The sequence below is a fragment of the Paenibacillus rigui genome, assembly GCF_002234615.1.
GTDB lineage: Bacteria > Bacillota > Bacilli > Paenibacillales > NBRC-103111 > Paenibacillus_S > Paenibacillus_S rigui.
In genome coordinates this window covers 50,454-72,085 of record NZ_NMQW01000022.1, presented here as the reverse complement: position 1 = coordinate 72,085, position 21,632 = coordinate 50,454, and the positions used below count along the sequence as shown (strand labels likewise).

The 21,632-nt window shown below is 52.7% G+C and carries 12 protein-coding genes; all 12 read left to right on the top strand.

The genetic code is table 11. From position 1 onward, the window contains the following. The first annotated feature begins 206 nt into the window (after positions 1 to 206). The 12 genes from CF651_RS15510 (at position 207) to CF651_RS15450 (ending at position 21,578) form a co-directional block, all read left to right on the top strand. Positions 207 to 3,884, top strand: coding sequence for an S-layer homology domain-containing protein (locus CF651_RS15510; RefSeq protein ID WP_094015775.1), 3,678 nt, complete (start codon positions 207 to 209; stop codon positions 3,882 to 3,884). A gap of 116 nt (positions 3,885 to 4,000) precedes the next feature. After that, on the top strand, positions 4,001 to 5,026 hold the full coding sequence (locus tag CF651_RS15505; protein ID WP_094015774.1) for a response regulator transcription factor: 1,026 nt from the start codon (positions 4,001 to 4,003) through the stop codon (positions 5,024 to 5,026). Beyond that, complete coding sequence (locus CF651_RS15500) at positions 5,023 to 6,867, top strand: cache domain-containing sensor histidine kinase (protein ID WP_094015773.1); 1,845 nt, start codon at positions 5,023 to 5,025, stop codon at positions 6,865 to 6,867. The genes CF651_RS15505 and CF651_RS15500 overlap by 4 nt, the downstream gene beginning before the upstream one ends. An 86-nt stretch (positions 6,868 to 6,953) precedes the next feature. After that, positions 6,954 to 7,916, top strand: a complete 963-nt coding sequence (locus CF651_RS15495; RefSeq protein WP_245855933.1) for an ABC transporter permease — start codon at positions 6,954 to 6,956, stop codon at positions 7,914 to 7,916. Between the two features lie 24 nt (positions 7,917 to 7,940). Further along, positions 7,941 to 8,828, top strand: a complete 888-nt coding sequence (locus CF651_RS15490; RefSeq protein ID WP_094015772.1) for a carbohydrate ABC transporter permease — start codon at positions 7,941 to 7,943, stop codon at positions 8,826 to 8,828. Positions 8,829 to 8,867: 39 nt separating this feature from the next. Then, a complete protein-coding gene (locus CF651_RS15485; RefSeq protein ID WP_094015771.1) occupies positions 8,868 to 10,502 on the top strand; it encodes an extracellular solute-binding protein in 1,635 nt (544 codons plus the stop codon). Between the two features lie 114 nt (positions 10,503 to 10,616). Next, a complete protein-coding gene (locus tag CF651_RS15480; protein ID WP_094015770.1) occupies positions 10,617 to 11,471 on the top strand; it encodes an AraC family transcriptional regulator in 855 nt (284 codons plus the stop codon). A gap of 173 nt (positions 11,472 to 11,644) precedes the next feature. After that, positions 11,645 to 14,260: a discoidin domain-containing protein gene (locus CF651_RS33165; RefSeq protein ID WP_179232833.1), complete on the top strand. Its 2,616-nt coding sequence runs from the start codon at positions 11,645 to 11,647 to the stop codon at positions 14,258 to 14,260. Between the two features lie 29 nt (positions 14,261 to 14,289). Further along, a complete protein-coding gene (locus tag CF651_RS31950; RefSeq protein WP_144029056.1) occupies positions 14,290 to 16,683 on the top strand; it encodes a glycosyl hydrolase family 8 in 2,394 nt (797 codons plus the stop codon). Between the two features lie 254 nt (positions 16,684 to 16,937). Beyond that, positions 16,938 to 17,957: an aldo/keto reductase family protein gene (locus CF651_RS15460; protein WP_094015768.1), complete on the top strand. Its 1,020-nt coding sequence runs from the start codon at positions 16,938 to 16,940 to the stop codon at positions 17,955 to 17,957. Next, the gene (locus tag CF651_RS15455; RefSeq protein WP_094015767.1) at positions 17,935 to 20,355 is read left to right on the top strand and encodes a glycosyl hydrolase family 95 catalytic domain-containing protein; all 2,421 of its coding nucleotides are present in this window, start codon (positions 17,935 to 17,937) and stop codon (positions 20,353 to 20,355) included. Before CF651_RS15460 ends, CF651_RS15455 begins: the two co-directional genes overlap by 23 nt. Next, positions 20,352 to 21,578: an alpha/beta hydrolase family protein gene (locus CF651_RS15450; protein ID WP_179232832.1), complete on the top strand. Its 1,227-nt coding sequence runs from the start codon at positions 20,352 to 20,354 to the stop codon at positions 21,576 to 21,578. Before CF651_RS15455 ends, CF651_RS15450 begins: the two co-directional genes overlap by 4 nt. Positions 21,579 to 21,632 lie beyond the last annotated feature (54 nt).

Below are 21,632 nucleotides of genomic sequence, written 5' to 3'. Positions count from 1 at the left end.
ATTTTACCTTAAGTTAGCTCAATACGATCATAAGAAACTAGTATGTTGCGCGCTTTCCCGTCCATTATGATGTGATCAAGATAGCGAAAGAAGAGCGAAAGGAGAGTTAAAATAGTAAGCGCTTGCAAAAAGAGATTGAATGTCATCAAGGGGCAGAGCCATTATAGAAAAAATCGTTGTACATTATTTTTGTAGGAGGAATCCATGTGAAGCGTATCATTATGAAAAAATGCTTGTTACTGCTCGCTGCCGTTTCCCTGAATTGCCCTGGCATCGCCACAGATGCCTTGGCTGAAGCGGCGGTTACCGCAGCAGCAGCCTCATCATCAGCTTCGACAGCATCGCCGACAGCGGCAGCAGCCTCATCAGCAGCACCGGCAGCATCCACAGCGCCATCTCCGGGGGGATCGCCAGCGCCAGCCGCATCCGCACCGGCTGCCTCAGCTCCAGGCACTACAGCACCAGCCAACGCTTCCGCTGCCCCGACATCCCTTCAAGCCAAGTTTGATGCTCTTAAGGGGAAGGGGATTTTTGACGGTCTGGATGAAGCGGGTACGGCTGGGCTGGATAAGGAAATGACACGCGCCCAGATGGCGAAGGTCTTGGCAGGTCTGACAGGTCTCAAGGAGGATAAAGCAGCGAGCGCCGTGTACACCGATTTGGACGGAGCCGGATGGGCAGCCGGTTACATCGGCTCCGTGACCAAGGCCACCTACATGACCGGCGTATCCGCCGACACCTTTCAACCGTCCGCAAGCATTACGGTCGAACAGGTTGCAGCTGTCATGGCTCGGGCGTTCAAGCTCCAGCCTGACCCGAACGCTTCGGTTAGCGGAGCCGTCTCTCCTTGGGCCAAAGACAGCGTGGCCGCAGCCATCAAGGCAGGGTTTATTGCATCGATGCCAGATTACACCCTGGCTGCCAAGCGGGAAGTGGCGGTGCAAGCCGCCTACGAAGCAACCCAATGGAAACCCGGCGGCAGCCAGCCCCCCGTCGTGACTAATGTATCCATTACCGAATTGAAAGTGACCGGCGCCAAAACATTAGGGTTGAAGCTGAACGGCGCTATTGCCGATCCGGCCAAGCTAACCGTTTCGGTTTTCAGCGGGGGGACTTCCGGGACACCGGTCAATGGTACCCCAAAGTGGAATGCAGTCAAAAATGAAGCCACCATCACACTCAATGCCAAAATAGTCAGCGGCGTGTATACCGTCAAATTAGAGGCTGCTAAAGATAGCGGTTTAACGGTCGATAAAGGCACTGCAGATGTGACTGCAGTAGATGAGAAGCTGATGAAGCTGGAGTTTGCCGCCCCATCCGAAACGGTAGCTCTGGGCAGAATCAAAATCGGATTTAAAGCCATAAATCAATATAATGAAGTTTCCGATCAAAGCGCCGCCCGATTTACGGTGATGACGAGCCCGGAGCTGGATGCGCTCCCGGCAGCCGATTCCCAATCCGTGACGATCGACACAGCTAATGCCGTCAGCACCGGCATACTGGACAAGGAGGGCACCTTTACCGTAACCGTGCGTTCCTTCGATGATACTTTGACCGTGACGAAGTCCTTCAAGCTGGGTGATGAGCAAACGGTCGGAAAGATCGAGCTGGGCGACATCATTTATGCTTCCGGTAAAACGAGTCTGGAGGAAGGCGATTTCGCTTCCCTCGCTTACAAGGCGTACGACCAATATGGCTACCCGGTGATCGATTTGGACGTACTTCAGGAATACGTAAGCACATGGAGCACGGACAATGGAATTATTGATACGAAAATAACGGCTCCCCTGCACGGGTTTGGTTTTGTTACGGACGAGACAGGCGACAGCCTGCCTGATTTGCGAATCAAGGCCGTCGATAAATTCGATTTTTCAACAGATCAGGAGGTGACCTTCCGGGTTGTAGCCCTCCAATCGGGCCAGACCGTCACCAAAGTGATGAAAATCGCCGTTCCCAAAATTCCTTATGACATCAGCTTTGGCTCCTTTACAGGGACGATTGCCGTCGGTGACGACGATGTATTTATACCTATCGTCGTGAAGGATGCTGCCGGGAATCCTTTAAGCACGGATGATCTGGTTAATCAGGCTGACAAAATTAACGTTCGTGGCAGCGGATCCAGCACGGTAACGGTGGGAGTTGTTGATTCGGCCGGAACGAAGCTGATCGGAGGTATGGAGACGACCGGCGCCAATCGGGGAAAAATTCGAGTGTCCAGCCGGCTAAGGCCTGACAACCAGCGCAAGGGAACGCTGACCATCACGGCCAGCGTCTCGACAAGCGGCAAATCGGCGACCTGGAGCACGAACATTTACGATAAACGTTATCCGGCTACTGTATTCATCTCCGTCGTGCCGAAGCCTAAAATGATGCCTTCCTTTGATATGAATAATGGAAGAACCGAGAATCCGACCCGGATTAAGTTCAGAGACCAATATGGAGAGGAATTTTACAGGGATTACCGGGGGTATTCCGTTCAATTGACAATGGATAAAGCTGCGGGCTCGGTAACGGATGGGGTGTACCTGTTCAAGGGCGGATTCGATAAAACCAAAAATCTCGTCACCTCGATTATTTTAAATGGCGCGGACGGTTCCGTAGACGGATACAAGCCTACAGAAAAAAGCATAACCGAAACGGATATCGACGCTTATCGGGATAAAGATATTATTTTCGTTTCCAACGTGGGTGATAACAATCAGGGCATTTATCGAATGACCGCCAAATTGTTCAAAGGCGACCGGACGGCTGTCGCAGAGGGAACGGCAACGCTTCTATCTACGGCGGTAAGCACCGTCCAGCTTCTCAAGGGCAAGGAGGCGGACAATTTAACCTATACGATTTCCCCTTTTCCTAACGGAATCTATGCGATTGATAAAGTGAAGGGCGTGCTGCAGGGCGCAGCATCCGCAGCCGTCAATGATCCGACCTCCACGGTAACGAAATATGTGTACAGCACGGAGGGCTACGCGCTGGAGAATATGTTTGCCGGCAAGGTTACGTTAACGGCCAAGGATGCCGGGGGCAATATCGTCCAGCTGCCTAACAATGCGGTGAAAAATGTGTCCGTATCGAATGCCGCAGTCGCTACGGTCGTTCTGAAAACAAAACCGGACGGGCAGGTCCCGAATACGTTCGACGGCTTTGGTATTCGCGGAAAGGATACAGGCACCACGAACATCGCGGTTTCGTTCCAGCCGTCCAACTACAGCGGTCTTAAATTCGCCGCTCTGGATAACATCGCTGTGAAGGAGGATGGTTTGTCGGTAGCTTCCTTTGCGGCGACGTATAACGGGAAGGCCAAATCCATCTGGCTATCGTCCTTGAAAGCGGGAATCAACATTTTCCAAGGCAACAGTACGGGCCGGTTGAATCAGAACATCACCTTCAGCAACATAACGATGAACGATCAGTACGTCAGCAACTACTTTAAGAACAGCTCGATTACCCGGGTGCTTCCGTTATTTGGCATACAAGCGCTGGTCAGCAATGTCAGATGGTCGTCCGATTCTATCGTGCCGGGTTCGGGTTATATTGCCGTGGAGTCCAATAGTAGCGGCGTCAACAGTGTCAATGGTTTATCCAATGCGCCTTACCCGTTGAATGGACCGGATGCGAAGGGCGTGTACACCTATCCTGTCACAGATTCGGCCATTGGCGCTACGGCCGGTGCGGCTGTAGATCCGGCGGATTGGGTATTCTCCACGGTCAATCCCAAGGTGAGACTGAACCGCGGTGATGCCAAATATGTCTATATGCCTGCGAAATCTGCAGTGGATGGATCAGATGTGGAAATCGCTTCCTTCACGGTAACCCTGATCGCAGCCAGCGGCAAATCGATCACAGTCGATGTGTATGTCAATCCTGCCAATGCCAAGTATTAATGGCTTGAAAAAGAAGACCTCCGGTCTTCTTTTTCGCATTGATTCCCTATTTCCATGCCCGTATAATGCAGGTAATGACAGAATCATCCAAAGTCAAATGAGGGAGTGAGCCCGCTATGAAACATATACTGATTGTTGACGACGAACCGACGGTCCGGCTCGGGTTAGCCAAGCTGGTCCGGCAGTACAGCCCCTTGCTGAGCACTGTCGCAGTAGCCAACGGAGCGGATGCCTTGAACGAGATTCAGAAGCAGCGACCCGATATAGTGCTGACAGACATCCACATGCCAAGGATGGATGGGCTCGAATTGTGCAGTCAGGTGCAGGAGCTTCACCAAGGCTTGTCCATCGCGGTCATATCGGGCTACGATGATTTTAAATATGCGCAGAAGTGCCTTACGTACGGCGTAAAGGAGTACTTATTGAAACCGGTAACAGAACATGAGCTATATCCCGTGCTGGATAAACTGCTGCTCCAGAGCGCTCCGGCTCCGATATCGATCTATAAGGTGGAGGCCTGGCTCGAACAGGTAGAGGCGGCTATATGGTCGCTCGAATTCAAGACGCTCGTCCGTCTTCTGGAGGATTGGAAGCAGGAGGAGATGACGGCAGGCATTCCCGTTCAGCAGCTTGCCTTAATCATTACGGACGGACTTAAGATTTTGGTCAAAAAGCTTAATGCACGCGGAATGGCCAGCTTCTCCATCCATGAATCCGCAACCCCGCCACCCCAATCCGCAGCGGAAACGATGCATTATTTGGAATCGGAATTGGTCAGCCTGTACAATCAATTGTTTCTGTGGAGAGGCGGCAATCAAAAAAATGTGTTCGAGGAAGCTAAAGCATACATGGACAGCCACATATCGGAGGAGCTGAGCCTGGAGGAGGTAGCCGAGAAGATGGGCCTGGCTCCGACCTACTTCAGCTACATGTTTAAAAAGATGACGAATGAAACCTTCATCCAGTATCGCATGAGAAAACGGATTGAGAGGGCGAAGCAGCTGCTGGAGCTTCCGCATTACAAGGTAGTCGATGTCGGTATTGAAATCGGATACCAGAGCTATCCGTATTTTACGAAAATATTCAAGAAAATGACCGGATGCTCGCCGACTGAATACCGCAGCATGCTAGGAATCAAATGATGAGAACCAGTATGGCGGTCCAATTGTTTTTATATTTTATCATCGTCATCGTTATTTCTTCCTCTATCGTCGGGATCGTCCTGTACATCCAGTCCTCCAAAGAGGTGGAGACACAAACCGAGGTGTTCCTGACGCAAATCGTCGATAATGCAATGCAGCATACCGATATGTATTTGAAAAGATACGATCGGGCTACGCTGTCCATCATGACGACGAGCAATGTCAAGGAATTTCTGAACATGGATAAGAACGACTTCATCTCGTATTACAAGTCGATCCGGCCGATCAAAGAGAAGATGATGCAGCCCTTGCTCAACGGGAATCCGGAGATCAGCATCGTGTACCTAATGAATTATTCAGGCCAGATTATTACGGATCAAAGAGCGGATGTTCCCGATATGAACCAGTCCTTGTTGCTTGAGAAAATGCAGGATTTAAAGGACATTACGAATCATGACGGGAAGCTGACGATTATGAATTGGAGCTTTGTGGACGGCATGCTCGCGCTGACCCGCAAATTGTCCGATCGCCCAACGTCCAAGGTGTTCAAGGGAATTCTCGGCATCGAGCTGAACATCGATGAGCTTCGAACTTTATGGAAGGGCATACATTTAGGGGAAAGCGGATATTTCTTCATTGTGAACGACAAGGGAGATATCGTATATCACCCGAAGGCGGGCATGATCGGTACCCATCTGGATAGCCAATTATTAGTGAAGCTGAACCAACACACCAATAGTATTTTCAACTATAAGGACGATACGGAACGGGTGTATTTCAACAGAAAATCCGATTATTCGGGCTGGACGCTTGTAGCCTCCATGCCGTTGGATGAGCTCAAGCAGCCGGTTATGAACATCCGAAGAACAACCTTGCTAACTTGCTTTCTTGCGGTGCTTGCAGCGCTGTTTCTTGCCTACCGGTTCGGACGGTCGATCCTCGGGCCGATCAAAAGGCTGGAAAGCGGAATGCGGAGAACCGAGAAGGGGGAATGGACGCATGTCGCCCTCAGCGGGAACACGAGGGAAATGGACCGCTTGACCATGAGCTACAATATGATGGTCACCCGGCTGCAGGAGCTGATGGAGCAGGTCTACCTGGAGGAGCTGAAGAACAAGGAGTATTTGCTCAAAAGGCAAGCCGCCGAATTTCAGGCGCTGCAGCTGCAAATCAACCCCCATTTTCTGTACAACACGCTGGAAACGATTGTTTGCTATGCCGTCATTCAGGATTCCCAAGAGATCAAGGACATCGTGCGGTCCCTTTCCTACATGCTGCGCTACTCGATTCGGGCCGACCTGGAGGAAATTACGGTAGCCAACGAATTGAAGCATGTCCAGCAGTTTATGAACATTATGAACTACCGGATCGGTCACACCTTTGAAGTTGACGTTCTTATTCCACCGGAGCTTTTATTGAACAAAATGGTACGGCTTACGCTGCAGCCGGTAGTGGAAAATGTATTCAAGCATGCGTTCCCCAATGGCATGGAGAGCCACCACTGCATAAGGATCAATGCCTTTATCGATCATGATGATTTCATTGTGACTGTAACGGACAACGGCGCAGGTATAACTCCCGAGAGGCTGGAGGAGCTTCAAACGAAGCTGAAGGGCGGAGGCTTGCAAGCCAGTCCTGATGCGGCGGAGCGCCAGGAACGAAGAGGAGGCATCGGCCTGGTGAATGTGCACAACCGGATTCAAATGGTATTCGGCGATAAGTACGGTCTCACCATTGCCAACAGCACCTCGGGGACGGGGGCGGTGGTGACGTTAACGATGCCGGGCGGAGCAGGAAAGGAAGCCGTAGAGTTCAATCCTGCACGGAACGCCTTAAGTTAGTTCAATACGTGCTTAAGTTACTGGTATGCCTCCTTCTGGGACGGAACCTATAATTTGCTTATAGGAAAAGAAGGAGGAGGCTTCGATTGGAAGTTACATTATCGAAACGAAAAGTGGAAAAAGAAAAAGCGGGTCACCTGGTTCTGATGCTCAGAAATGTAAGGAAGTCATGGCAGCTGTACCTGCTGTCCGCTCTCCCGCTGCTGTACTTGCTTATATTCAAGTACCTGCCTATGTACGGGATCATTATCGCATTTCAAGACTATACGCCTGTCAAGGGGTACTCGGGGAGTCCCTGGGTCGGGTTCAAGCAGTTCCAGAAATTTTTTGAATCGTACGAATTTTGGCAGGTTATTAAGAACACGCTTGTGTTGAGCTTTTATAGTCTTGTCGCCGGATTTCCATTCCCCATCATTCTGGCGCTCAGTTTAAATTACGTGAACCGTACCTTAATTAAAAAATCTGTGCAGCTGATTACCTACGCGCCCCATTTTATTTCTCTCGTCGTCATGGTAGGCATCATTCTTCAATTGCTGGACCCGCGAACGGGAATCGTCAACAGGATCATCGAGCTATTTGGCTTCGAGGCGATCAATTTCCTGGGCAATCCGAAATATTTCATGTCGCTGTACGTCTGGTCCGGGATATGGCAAAATGTCGGCTTCTCCTGCATCATCTATTTAGCCGCCTTGGCTGCCATTGATCCTTCGCTTCATGAAGCCGCTGTCGTCGACGGGGCAACCAAGATCCAACGAATGTGGCATATCGATATCCCCGGTATTCTTCCGATTACGATTATTTTATTAATCATGAGTACGGGCCACATTATGGATGTAGGCTTCGAGAAGGTGCTCTTATTGCAAAATCCGTTAAATATAAGAGCCTCAGAGGTCATAGATACGTACGTGTACAAAGTCGGTCTTGCTTCGACCGGGATTCATTATTCTTATTCGGCAGCCATCGGACTTTTCAAGTCGGTTGTGAATCTGATCCTGCTCATTACGATCAATAAGGTAGCCAAAAAAGTCGGGCAAACGAGCCTATGGTAACAGGAAGGAGTGAACCGGAGAACGATGGAATCCCAGCGTATCGTCGAAACGAAAACAGACCGTATATTTAACAGTGTGAATTATATCATTCTCGCGCTATTTACATTAACCGTATTGTATCCGCTTGTTTATGTGGTAAGCTCGTCCTTCAGCTCGGCAGAAGCCATTCTTTCGGGGAGAGTGTGGCTGTGGCCCGTCCAGTTTACTCTCGATGGCTATCAAGCCGTAATGGACAATAACGCCGTCTGGCGGGGGGCAGGCAATTCGGTCTACTACACGGTGGTCGGCACCTTTTTCAACGTGGTCTTTACCTTAATGGCCGCCTATCCGCTGTCGCGTAAAGATTTCTACATTCGCCATGTTCTCATGTTTCTCTATGTATTTACGATGATGTTTGGCGGGGGGCTGATCCCCCATTACTTGGTCGTAAAGGATCTCGGCTTGCTCGACACCCGTTGGGCGTTAATCATTCCGGGGGCGCTGACGGTGATGAATGTGATCATTGCCCGAACCTATTTCCAATCGACGATCCCGGATGAGCTGTTCGAGGCGGCTCAATTGGACGGCTGCACCGACTTCCAATTTTTATCCAAAATTGTGGTACCGCTATCGGGCCCGATTATAGCTGTGCTTTGCTTGTTTTATGCGATCGGACACTGGAATTCATATTTTGGCGCATTGCTTTATTTAAGCCAGGAGAAGCTGTATCCGCTGCAGCTCGTTTTACGTGAAATTTTGGTTCAAAACAAGTCGGACGGAATTGATTTAACTTCGGACCTGCAGGCGGAAGGGAAGCGGGAGCTATTGAAATACGCGTTGATAGTCGTGTCATCCTTCCCGGTCATGATCATTTACCCGTTTGTCCAAAAGCATTTTGTGAAAGGCATCATGATCGGCTCTCTCAAAGGATAACGAACGCCGTAAGGAATGAAATAGGGAGGTTTATTGAATATGAGAAAATCAGGAACACGGATGCTGTGTTTCATCCTGCTTGCGGCCCTGCTCTTAAGCGCCTGCACACAAAATCCGGATGCGGCCCGGTCCCCGGGAAACGATGCGGCAGCGTCTGCGGACGATAACTTGAACCCGCCGGGTGTGCTTCCCATTGCCAAAACGAAAACGACGCTAAAGGTGATGGTGAAAAACAGCGGCAAGGTGGATAATTTCGAGACCAATGAATTTACGAAATGGCTGGAGGAGAAGACGAACATTCATATCGAATGGCAGGTTGTCCAGAATGCCAATGCGAAGGAAAAGCTCAATATTACGCTGGCCAGCGGGGAATATCCGGAAGTATTTCTCGGGTTTAATATGGGGGACAGCGAGCTGTCGCTCTACGGACATGACGGTGTGTTTATCCCGCTCAATCCGTTAATCGACAAGTACGGAGTGGAAACGAAAAAGATGTTTCAAGCGGTGCCTACCGTGAAGGATTTAATCACGAACAATGAAGGCAGCATCTATTCCCTTCCAGTCGTCAACGAATGCTACCACTGCTGGCAGAGCTCCAAAATGTGGATCAATAAAGCGTGGCTGGACAAATTGGGCTTGGCGATGCCGACGACAACGGAGGAGTTTGAGCAGGTTTTGAAAGCGTTTAAGGAGAAGGATCCCAACGGCAACGGCAAGGCGGACGAAATTCCGCTGGTCGGCGCAACGAACTCGAACTCAACGCTTGACGAGTTTCTGATGCAATCGTTTGTTGAGAGCGATAAAGGACTGATGTTCGTCAAGGACGGTAAAGTCAATCTCGCGTATACACAGCCCGGCTGGAAGGATGGCCTGAACTATTTGCACAAGCTGTATACGGAAGGACTCATCGCTCCGCAAACCTTGACACAGGACCGGACGCAGCTGAAAAAGATCGGAGATAACCCGATTGCCATTGCGGGCGCCATTCCGGCACAAAACCCTACGATCTTTGCAACCAATTGGAAAGATTACGTATCCGTTCCGCCTTTGAAGGGGCCGACCGGCATTCAATCCTCCAAGTACTGGCCCTACAGTGTAACCAACGGTAATTACGTTATCACCAGCAAAGCGAAAAGTGCGGCGCTAGCCTTCCGGCTGGCAGATTTTCTGTACAGCGAGGAGGCGACATACCGCGCGCTGCTGGGCGTACCGGATAAGGATTGGAAAGTAGCGGACAAAACGACGCTCGGGATCAACGGAAAGCCGGCATTATACGATGTATTGACTACATTCGGAGCTACGCAAAATGAGCATTGGGCGCAAATCGGACCCTCGGTCCGGACGAATGAGTGGCGGTTAGGCCAATCTGCCGATCTCAATAACCCTTTGGAAGTGTTTCTGTATAACCAGACGAAGAACAATTATACCCCGTATGCGATGGATATGAAGAAGAACGTCCCGCCATTAGCGCTTTCGATCGGTCAAACGGAAGAGATTGCATCACTCGCCAAAACAATAGACGATTATCGCAGAGAGACATTTGCCCGCATGGTGATAGGGGATTTGCAGATCGACAAAGAATGGGACAATTACTTGGCGACGCTTGACAAAATGAAAATTAAACGCTATTTGCAAATTTATCAGGAAGCCTATGATACGAAGTATAAGAAATAATGCTTTTTCAAGATGACCGAATACGCGTGAACGTCAACGCTCCATTTGCCCAAAGCATGTGGAGCGTTCCTCCTTACCAGGTATGCACCCCAATCGGAAAGGAATGGGTCTGCCATGCAAGCTGCTAATCCGTTGTTGTACCATACCCTCGCTGAACTCAAGGTAAAGCTGATAGCCGCTAAGTTTTCCGTTTGTACCCGGGAGTGGAACCGTTTCGATTTTGTACCCGAATACAACAAGTTTTACTTTATTTGCGAAGGCACCGGATGGATCCGAATCGATGGCAAGCTGTATCAGCCTGAGCCGGGACAGCTGTTCTTTGCTCCGGCAGGTGCACTGCAGTCATATTCGGCAGCTGGCGGCCCGCCATTTACGATGTACTGGTGCCATTTCACCTCCAACATCGGATTCAACCCTCTATTTCGCTCCATGGGTGTCCCTAATATTACGAATGTGCAGGATTGCGAAGCTATACTGGCGCATTTTCGGCAGCTGATTGACCATCGTGGCCAAGATCATCCGTCCTCCCTCATGAAGGTTCAGTCCGCTCTATTCGAAATTATGGCTTGCTATATGGACAGCGCGCTGATGGAATCCGCAATCGAAGTGGAGCCCTTATCCATAAACAAGCTGATGGACACGATCCGGTACATTGACGCTAATTTGGACAAAGAGATTTCCATCCCGGAGCTTTCCCAAACCGCGCATTTTCACCCGAACTACTTTATCCGTTTCTTTAAAACCCATCTCGGCATGTCCCCGATGCGTTACATCCAAGAGCGTAGGATCGAGAAGGCGAAGGAGCTGCTGGGCGATTTCTCGTTAACGATCAATGAAGTTGCCCATACGACGGGGTTTAACGACGCTTCCCACTTCTCCACCTCCTTTAAAAAGCATTCGGGCATAACGCCCTCGGACTATCGCAAGCTCTATCAGGGGGGCACAAAGTTAGTTTCACGAAGAAAGTAGTTAGCGGCAGTCATTCATTCTCATTTGAAAACGCTTTATAATCTTCGGGGAACGGCCCTTTTGTTGCATGACGATGTCCATTAGGAAGGGAGGTGTTCGGGTACTCTTGTCTCGGCCACAATGCTTTGCAGCCAAACCCCCAGCCGATGGGGATGGGAAAAGAGGGTTTACTTATGCGGCTCTTATTCGCACGTATCTTACTTGCTGTACTGATCATTAGCGTCATTAGCGGAACGGGACTGGCGCCGGGACATCAAGTGTCGGCCGCCGGGTCCATGGTGCTGGACAGCTACGACGGTCCTGTCACCCAGAACGAAATCACTTCCTTCAAGGCCTTTATTCAAACGGTGGAGCCTGTCGTATGGCCGAACACCGGCTCGATGCAAAGCGAGTATGCGCAGGGCAAAAGCGGCGAAAACATCAAGGCGATGGGCCTCATGTATGAAATTACCGGGGATACCGAGATCCTTGACCGCATGATCTATTTCTGCGATGTGCTGCTGTCGCAGCGCAATGATATTCTACCGGCCCCTTATGGCCAACGTACCGTCTGGACGAATACGATTGCCCCTATATGGCCGGGCAACAATACAGGTACTGCCTCCGCCGATTCGGCGAACGGTGATTCCGTCGGCCACCTGGCTTACTGTGCAAGATTGATTCTTCAGACCCCTGCGATCTGGAATACGACGGTTCCCGTTACCGACACCTACGGCCATGGGGCGACGTACAGACAGCGGGCCAACACTTTTATTACCGAGGCGGATTATGTTGTCAGCCAGTTCCTGTTTCCGAGCTTGCTGGATCTCTCCAGAGGCAATAAATACTATTTCTCCACGCAGTCGCCCTACATGTCCGGAGGCATCATGCCATGGAATCAGCAGATGATGATTTCCTACGGCCTGCAAAATTTGGCGGCATCCCATGCGATTATCGGGGATAACGCCTCCCTTGTTACTCAATATGATGGGATTGTGCAAACGAACCTCAATTGGTTTTTTGCCGATGACAGCGCCAAGCAAACGTATATCGACAGCAAAGGAAATGTCGCCTACAACTGGGGATACAATCCTACGATCCTCGGCGGGGAGGACTCCAATCACGCAAGCCTGGACGTGGCCGGCTTTTACCGTGCCTTCCTGATCGGCCGTTATGGCATAACTACCGCTATGATGATGCCCTTTGCGAACATGTATGCCGATGTGATGATGAGGGGGCCGAATGATTTTGCAGGCCGCGTCGATGGAACCGACGGTACGGGACACGGTGCGCCGACGACGTATGCGCGCAACGGAAACCTGTTCCTGGCGGCGCTTCGCCCGGATATTTATTACACCTTGGGCAACGTGGATTTGCCGAATCTGTCCACAACGAGCATGGCTACGTTCGCCCGATTTCTGTGGGTGAAAAACCAGCGGAATACAAGCGGCGGCAATGATACGCAGGCGCCGACAGCGCCGACGAGCCTGACGGCAACGGCAGCATCCAGCAGCCAGATCCAGCTGAGCTGGACGGCTTCAACCGATAATGTCGGCGTCACGGGCTATGATGTCTATCGCGGGGGGATCTTGGTCGGCTCGTCCGCCACGACAGCCTACAGCGATACGGGGCTTGCGGCTTCGACGGCCTACAGCTATACGGTCAAGGCGAAGGACGCTGCGGGCAACGCCTCGGCGGCGAGCAATACGGCTTCCGCTACGACTCAGGCAGCGGCAGGGGGCAATCTCGCCCTGGGGAAAACGTACAGCGCCTCGACGACCTGGAGTACATCGTATCCTGCGGCGTACGCATTCGACGGCAGCACCTCTACGCGCTGGTCAGCCTCAAGCGGCTCGTTGAACAATCAATGGGTCAGCGTCGATCTGGGTGCGGCCACAACGTACAATGAGGTCGTGCTCAAGGAAACGACGTTCCAGCGGGTTTCGTCCTACAAGCTTCAGTCCTCGGCCGATGGCACGACCTATACGGACATTGCGGGAACATCGGGCACGACGATCGGCGCAAGTAAATCCGTCAGCTTTTCGCCTGTAACTTCCCGTTATTTAAGGCTGTATGTCACAACGGCAACTGACGTTCCGACGATCAACGAGGTCGAGGTTTACAGCACTGCGGCCGGGGATACGACGGCACCGGCAGCGCCGACAGGGCTTACGGCAACGGCAGCGTCCAGCAGCCAAATTCAGCTGAGCTGGACGGCGTCGACCGACAATGTCGGCGTCACGGGTTATGATGTCTATCGCGGCGCGGCCAAGGTCGGTTCCGTGACAACGACGACCTACACGGATGCAGGACTTACGGCTTCGACGGCTTACAGCTATACGGTCAAAGCGAAGGACGCAGCCGGGAATGTATCGGCGGCCAGCAATACGGCCACGGCCACGACGCAGGCGGCGGGGGGGAATCTTGCGTTAGGCAAAACGTACAGCGCCTCGACGACCTGGAGTGCCTCTTATCCTGCGGCGAACGCGTTCGACGGCAGTACCACTACACGCTGGTCGGCCTCGAGCGGCTCGCTGAACAATCAATGGGTCACGGTCGATTTCGGCACTGCCACGGCATACAGCCAGGTCGTGCTTAAGGAAATCACTTATCAGCGGGTCTCGTCCTACAAGCTGCAGTCGTCCACCGATGGCACCACCTTTACGGATATTGCCGGGACGGCCGGAACGACGGTCGGCGCGAGCAAAACGATCAATTTCACACCTGTGACCTCCCGGTATTTGCGGATTTATATCACGACGGCAACCGATGTCCCGACGATCAACGAGATCGAAGCCTATAGCTTGTAAACGTTTGAAACGAGGGGAGAAGCGCACTTATGAACAAGGTGTATCGATTTGGAGCCTCGCTTGTGCTTGCAATGCAGTTATTTCCGGTGCTCGGCTCTCCACAGCCCGCGATGGCGGCAGGAGAAATGAAGCCGTTCCCGCAGCATACGGTGTACACGGCAGGGACGATTAAGCCGAATCACGTGACTCAGGCCCAGATGGATGCTGCCGTTGAGCAGTACTACGATGAATGGGTAAGCCGGTATATTGTCGCAAGCCCGAACAAACCGAATGAAGAATACGTCTGGTACAACAAGGAAGGAGAGGGGGACTCCGACGCCAGCATTGTCTCCACTTCGGAGGGGCATGGATACGGTATGCTGGTAACCGCGCTGATGGCGGGGTACAGCTCAAGCGCCAAGGCTCATTTTGACGCCTTGTACAACTTTTATAAATCCCACCCGAGCGCGAATAACCCTTATACGATGGGTTGGCAGCAGCGAAAGGACAGCAGCGGCAATATCGTGGCGGCCAGCGGAGGGAACGATTCCGCTACGGATGGGGACATGGACATTGCTTATGCGCTTTTGCTGGCCGATAAACAGTGGGGAAGCAGCGGGGCCATTAACTACTTGGCGGCGGCCACGAATGCCATCAACGGAATTATGCAGGCGGATATCAATTCCAGCGTATGGAATTTGAAGCTGGGGGATTGGGCTGCCAATACCGATGCGACCTACGGCAAAGGAACGCGTCCGTCCGACTTTATGTTAAACCATCTTAAAGCTTTTCAAACCGCGACGGGCGATACTAATTGGCAGCAGGTCATTAACAAAACGTACGCCATCATCAACCAGCTGTACGCCAATAACAGTCCGAATACGGGACTGCTCCCGGACTTTGCCAACAGCAGCACGGGAGCAAGCTATGCGCCTGTAGGCGCCAATTATTTGGAAGGTGCGAACGATGGGAGCTATAGCTACAATTCATGCAGAACCCCTTGGCGCATTACGACGGATTATTTAATGTCCGGAGATACAAGCGCACTTGCTGAATTAACGAAGCTCAATACCTGGATTCAAACGAAAACGTCCGGCAATCCCGGCAGCATCAAGGACGGTTATTCCTTGAGCGGGAACGCGCTTTCCGGTACCTCTTCGGGCGTTCAAGCCTTTATTGCTCCGTTTGCGGTCAGCGCCATGATCGATTCGGGCAACCAGGCGTGGCTGAACAGCTTATGGACGAATATGACAAGTACATCTACGACCTCAACCGGATATTACGAGAACAGCATCCGACTCTTATCGATGATAGTTGTATCAGGCAATTGGTGGAGCCCTTCTTCGTCAACGACACCGCCCACGGCCTCGGGAAATATCGCCTTGGGCAAGACGTACAGCGCCTCTACGATATGGAATGCATCTTATATGGCCGATAAGGCGTTCGATGGTGACGCTTCTACTCGCTGGTCGGCTTCAAGCGGCTCCTTGAACAACCAATGGGTTAGCGTCGATTTGGGTGCCGCCACTGCATTTAATCAAGTCGTGATCAAGGAATCGTCGTTCCAGCGGGTGTCATCCTACAAGCTCCAGTCCTCGACGGACGGCACGACTTATACGGATATTGCCGGGACGACCGGAACGACGATCGGCGCGAGCAAGACGGTCAGCTTCTCGCCGGTAACGTCCCGTTATGTACGCCTGTATATTACCTCGGCAGCCGACGTTCCGTCGATCAACGAGCTGGAAGTCTACAACAGCACCAGCGGGCCGGACACCACGGCCCCGACAGCGCCGGCGGGCCTGACGGCGACGGCAGTGTCCAGCAGCCAGATCCAGCTGGGCTGGACGGCATCGAACGATAATGTAGGCGTAACGGGCTATGACGTCTATCGCGGCGGCACTTTGATCGGTACGGCAGCCACGGCAGCCTACACCGATACGGGGCTTGCGGCTTCGACCGCTTACAGCTACACGGTCAAAGCAAAGGATGCAGCCGGCAATGTATCGGCGGCCAGCAATACGGCCTCCGCAACGACACCGGCGGCAGGAGGCAATCTTGCGTTAGGGAAAGCGTACAGTGCCTCGACAACCTGGAGCGCATCCTATCCGGCGGCAAACGCGTTCGACGGCAGCACCTCCACACGCTGGTCGGCCTCAAGCGGCTCGCTGAACAATCAATGGGTTACGGTCGATTTCGGCACCGCTGCGACGTACAGTCAGGTTGTGCTCAAGGAAATCACATACCAGCGGGTATCGTCCTACAAGCTGCAGTCGTCGGCCGACGGCATCACCTTTACGGATATCGCCGGGACGGCCGGAACGACGATCGGCGCGAGCAAGACGGTTAATTTCACACCGGTCACCGCCCGCTATTTGCGCGTTTATATTACGACGGCAACCGACGTGCCGACCCTTAACGAGGTCGAAGCGTATAGCCTGTAACGCATCCCCCGACCGCACAGCCATTAGGCCGTGCGGTTTCTTTTAACCATATAAACCTTCTGCTTAACTGGGTCGCACGTGGTGGAAAGACCCGGCCTTCCGGCTTGCGGTTAGGACAAGTCCCTGCCGCAGCTGAACCTTAAAAGAAGACATGGCACGTTAAGAGCGGATAATGAAGAGCGGGTACCATCCTGTTAAGATCAAGCTTGGAAACAGGAAGGAACCGAGCAAGGAAGCGAAAGGGAGGTCAAGGCATGAAATACAGGCGGTTAGGCCGAAGCGGCCTCAAGGTAAGCGAAATCAGTCTGGGCAGCTGGCTTACCTACGGGGGAGCCATCGATAAGGGCCAATCGGAAGCGATCATCGATAAAGCTTATGAGCTCGGCATTAATTTATTCGATACGGCCAACGTTTATGAGCTGGGGGCGGCAGAGCAGGTTGTCGGCAGGGCGCTGTCCAAATACCCAAGGGCCACGTATGTTCTGGCAACAAAGGTATGTGTACCGATGGGGGATGGACCGAATGAACGGGGATTGTCCCGCAAGCATATCGTGGAGCAGTGCGAAGCCAGCTTGAAGAGGCTTGGTGTGGACTACATTGATCTGTACCAGTGTCACCGTTACGATCCGGATACACCGCTCGAGGAAACGCTGCGGGCAATGGATGACCTGATCACGCAAGGCAAGGTGCTCTATACCGGCGTCAGTATGTGGGGAGCCGAATCCCTGCTGGACAGCGTTCGTACGTCTCAGGCGTTGAATTTGCATCGCATCGTCTCCAATCAACCCCAATACAATATGTTAAGACGAGGCATCGAAAAAGTCCTCGTTCCCTTATGCGAGCGGGAAGGTATCGGTCAAATCGTCTATTCGCCTTTGGCTCAAGGAATGTTGACGGGAAAATATAAGCCGGGCCAGCCGGTCCCGTCCGATTCAAGGGCGGCGGATCCGGAGCAGAATGGCGCTATGGCCGGATTCATGAAGGAAGAACTGCTGATCAAGGTAGAGAAGCTTGCGGCCATTGCCGGGCGCAATCAGCTCAGCATGGCCCAGCTGGCGCTCGCCTGGATATTGCGGTTAACGAATGTTTCCAGCTGCATTATCGGCGCTTCGCGGCCGGAGCAGGTTGAGCATAACGTCAAGGCCTCCGGCGTGAAGCTCACAACGGAGGATGTGCAGGAAATAGATCATATTTTAACCGGATCCGAAGCCGTTATCGAGACCCCGTCAGCAAGGAGTGTGACTGCGATTCATGAAGCCCAAAGGCAAAAATGAGCTGGTGATGCATTACCCAAGCTCCTGGTGGGGCGCCGGGTGGAGGGAAGCCCTTCCTTCAGGCAACGGAAAAATCGGCGCAGCCGTATATGGACATGTAAGGGAAGAAACGGTTTTGTTGACACACGAGGATTTATGGAGCGGCGGCTTGACGCTTGAGCTTCCGGACATCAGCAAAAAACTGCCGGAGGCTCGAGGCCTGCTTCTAGCCGGTGATGCGGTTCAGGCGAACCGGATTTTACCGAATACGCTGGAGCAATTGGGGTACCAGCCCAAGCTGTCATGGCCGCTCCCGTTGTGTGATTTGAAAGTGCGGATGCCGTCGCAGTACGGCTTCAAGCAGTATGAACGCCGGTTGGATATGGAGACCGGCGAAGTGACGGTGACCTGGAAGGACGGGGAGACCCGGTATGAGCGGTCGCTGTTCGTCTCCCGCCCGGCTGATTTGATCGTATATGAAATACGAGCTATTGAAGGGGAACCGCTGCATGTCGAATTCGGCATGGGCCTGCATGACCTGAAAGATATGCGCAAGCCGACAACGGTGCTGCCGGATCATCTGCAGACGTATATCGACGGGGAGTATCTGTTCTTTGCGGCAACCAATGACGACAAGACCGACTTTGGGGCTGTGGCAAAGGTTGACTCCAAGGGTGGGACGCTGGAGGAGGTCAACGGGATGCTGCGGGTGTGCGGAGGGGAAAGCCTGCTGCTGACCATTCAATTGTTTGTGAAAGAAGAACGGAGCGCAGCATGGGAACGGATTCGCTCGGAGCTAAAGGATTTGAATACGGGGTACGCGGAGCTTCTGCTGGAGCATGCGCAGGAGCACGGCCGTCTGTTCCATGCAATGCGTCTGGAGCTTGAGGAGGCTGAAGGACCCCGGAGATCGAACGAAGAGCTTCTGCTGGAAGCCTACCGCGGCGAAACACCGCTCGAAATGATGGAGAAAATGTGGGCGTACGGCCGGTATCTGCTCATCTCCAGCTCCCGCGAAGGCGGCCATCCCTGCCACCTGTACGGGTTATGGTGCGGCGAATACGAAGGGATGTGGGCGTTCAACATGGTGAACGAAAACCTGCAGATGATCTATTGGCAGTCGCTATCCGGCAATATGCCGGAGCTGTTGCTTACCGTGTTCGATTATATGGAGCGGCTGATGGATGATTTCCGCACCAATGCCTACTGCCTTTACGGATGCAGAGGCATTTACATTCCTGCGCCGACGGCCCCCGACTCCGGGCTGCTGAAGCATCGGATGCCCCACATTCTCCATTGGACGGGAGGAGCGGGGTGGGTAGCGCAGCACTACTACGATTATTACCTGTATACTGGAGACGAGGCGTTTCTTCGCAGCCGTGCGCTTCCTTTTCTAAGGGAAACCGCGCTCTTTTATGAAGACTTTTTCATCGTGGGCGAGGACGGATATTATATCAGCTGTCCGTCCATTTCACCGGAGAATGCACCCGGCAATTATCGGAGCGGCCCGATGGATAAGCCTTTAACGGAAACGACCGTCAATGCAACGATGGATTTCGCGATTGCCAAAGAAGTGCTTCGTCACCTGATCGACGGGGCGCAGGCGATCGGCGCTTACTCTGCTGAAATCGACAAGTGGAAGTCGATGCTGGAACGCATCCCCCCCTACTGTAGAAATGAGGATGGATCCGTGAAAGAATGGATGCACCCGTATTTTACGGATTATGACCACCACCGGCACCAATCGCACATTTATCCCGTGTTTCCCGGTACAGAGGTTACGCGGGAGAGCGATCCCGAGCTGTATGAGGCGTTTATGGCCGCGGCGAAAAAACGGCTTGCTATCGGGTTAGGGGAGCAAACCGGATGGTCCTTGGCCCACATGGCCAATCATTATGCCCGGATGGGCGAGGGCGATTTGGCGCTGGAATGCCTGGAGCTTCTAAGCCGCTCCTGTGTGATGAATAATTTCTTTACCTTGCATAACGATTGGCGGAAAATGGGGATCGGCTTGGATAAGGATTGGGCCCCTTTTCAAATTGACGCCAATATGGGCTGGAGTGCCGCTGTACAAGAGATGCTGCTGTTTTCTCTTCCGGGGCAGCTGCATATTCTCCCGGCACTGCCTGCCCGCTGGAGAAAAGGCAAAGCCGGTCCCATGCTGGCTCGCGGAGCCGTGGAGGTGACAGTGGCATGGAACCGGGATACAGGTTCCGTTCAATTGGAGCTGATGTCACGAAGTCGCTCCCAGACGGTTGAGGTAGTGCTCCCGCAGCCGGTCCAGTGCTTAAACGGAAGGGAGCTGCAGAAGCAAAGATGTCTGCAGCTTTGCCTGGAAGCCGGAGAAGCTGTGCAGCTAAGCTTTGCATTTGTGGGTGACGCTCTGGAACATTCATGCGGAGGAGGCGACAGCCAATGAACCGGCATTCGAATGACAGTCCGAATCGCAATCCGAATCCGAATCCGCAGGCCGGTACGGAAATGCGGCTGCCCTGGAACCTTGCCGAACTGTTTGCGACGCCTCAGGTAACGGCAGTATCCGAAATGGATGAAGACGATGTGTCCGCTCTATGGATCGAAGGCTTGCCATATCAAGGAAAACCGACCCGGGTATTTGCCTATTATGGCTTGCCGCAGGCTTCAAAGGTTTCCGCGTCGGGAGGCAAGGCCCCTGCAATGGTGCTGGTGCACGGCGGAGGCGGGACAGCCTTCAAGGAATGGGTGCGCATCTGGACCCACCGGGGGTACGCTGCAATTGCGATGGATGTAGAAGGGCATTGGCCGACGGAAAAAACGGAAAGTGGAGCATGGCCAAAGCACGCTTGGAGCGGCCCGTGCCGTCAAGGGGAATTTGCCGATTATGCCCTGCCTGTAGCCGAGCAGTGGATGTATCATGCTGTGGCTGCTGTGATCCTGTCGCATTCCTTTCTACGCACTCAGGATGGCGTCGATCCCGGGAGGATCGGTATACATGGGATTTCATGGGGAGGCATTCTTACGGGTCTTGTCGCCGGAGTGGATCATCGCTTTGCATTTGCCATACCTGTGTATGGCTGCGGCTATTTATTCGAGGCGGAGAACCAGTACGGCCGCAGCTTTACTGCCATGCCGCCGGCCTGTGCGGAGAAGATCAAACGGCTTTGGGACCCGTCCGCCTATTTGCATCGGATAGCGATTCCTACCTTATGGGTCCATTGGAGCGATGATCCTCATTTTCCTTTGCACTTGTTCAGCAAATCGTATGAGTCGGCACGCAATGGCCTGAAGGAATCCGTGATGAGCATTCATTTGGACTTGGGTCATTCTCACGCAAAGGGCTGGAAGCCGCAGGAAATTTATGCTTTTGCGGATCAAATAGCGCTCGGCGGCGTGAAGCTGCCGCAGGTCATCCGCTCGTACATCCGTGATCGGCAGGCAAAAGTAGTTTATGCCTGCGACATGCCTGTCACGAAAGCGGAATTGCTCCACACATCGGATACATCAAGCTGGTTTGACATTCATTGGCAAGTTTCGGAAGCGCATATTGATCCCAGCGTACAAGAAATTTCAGCCGCCCTGCCGGAAAACGCGAGGGCGTGCTTTTTTCAGATGACGGACGAGCGGGGGTATGTGGTGAGCAGTCCGATTCGCCTTCACGGATAGAAACACCGGCTTTCAGACCGGATAGGGGGTTAAAGCAGCAGTACAAAGCACAAA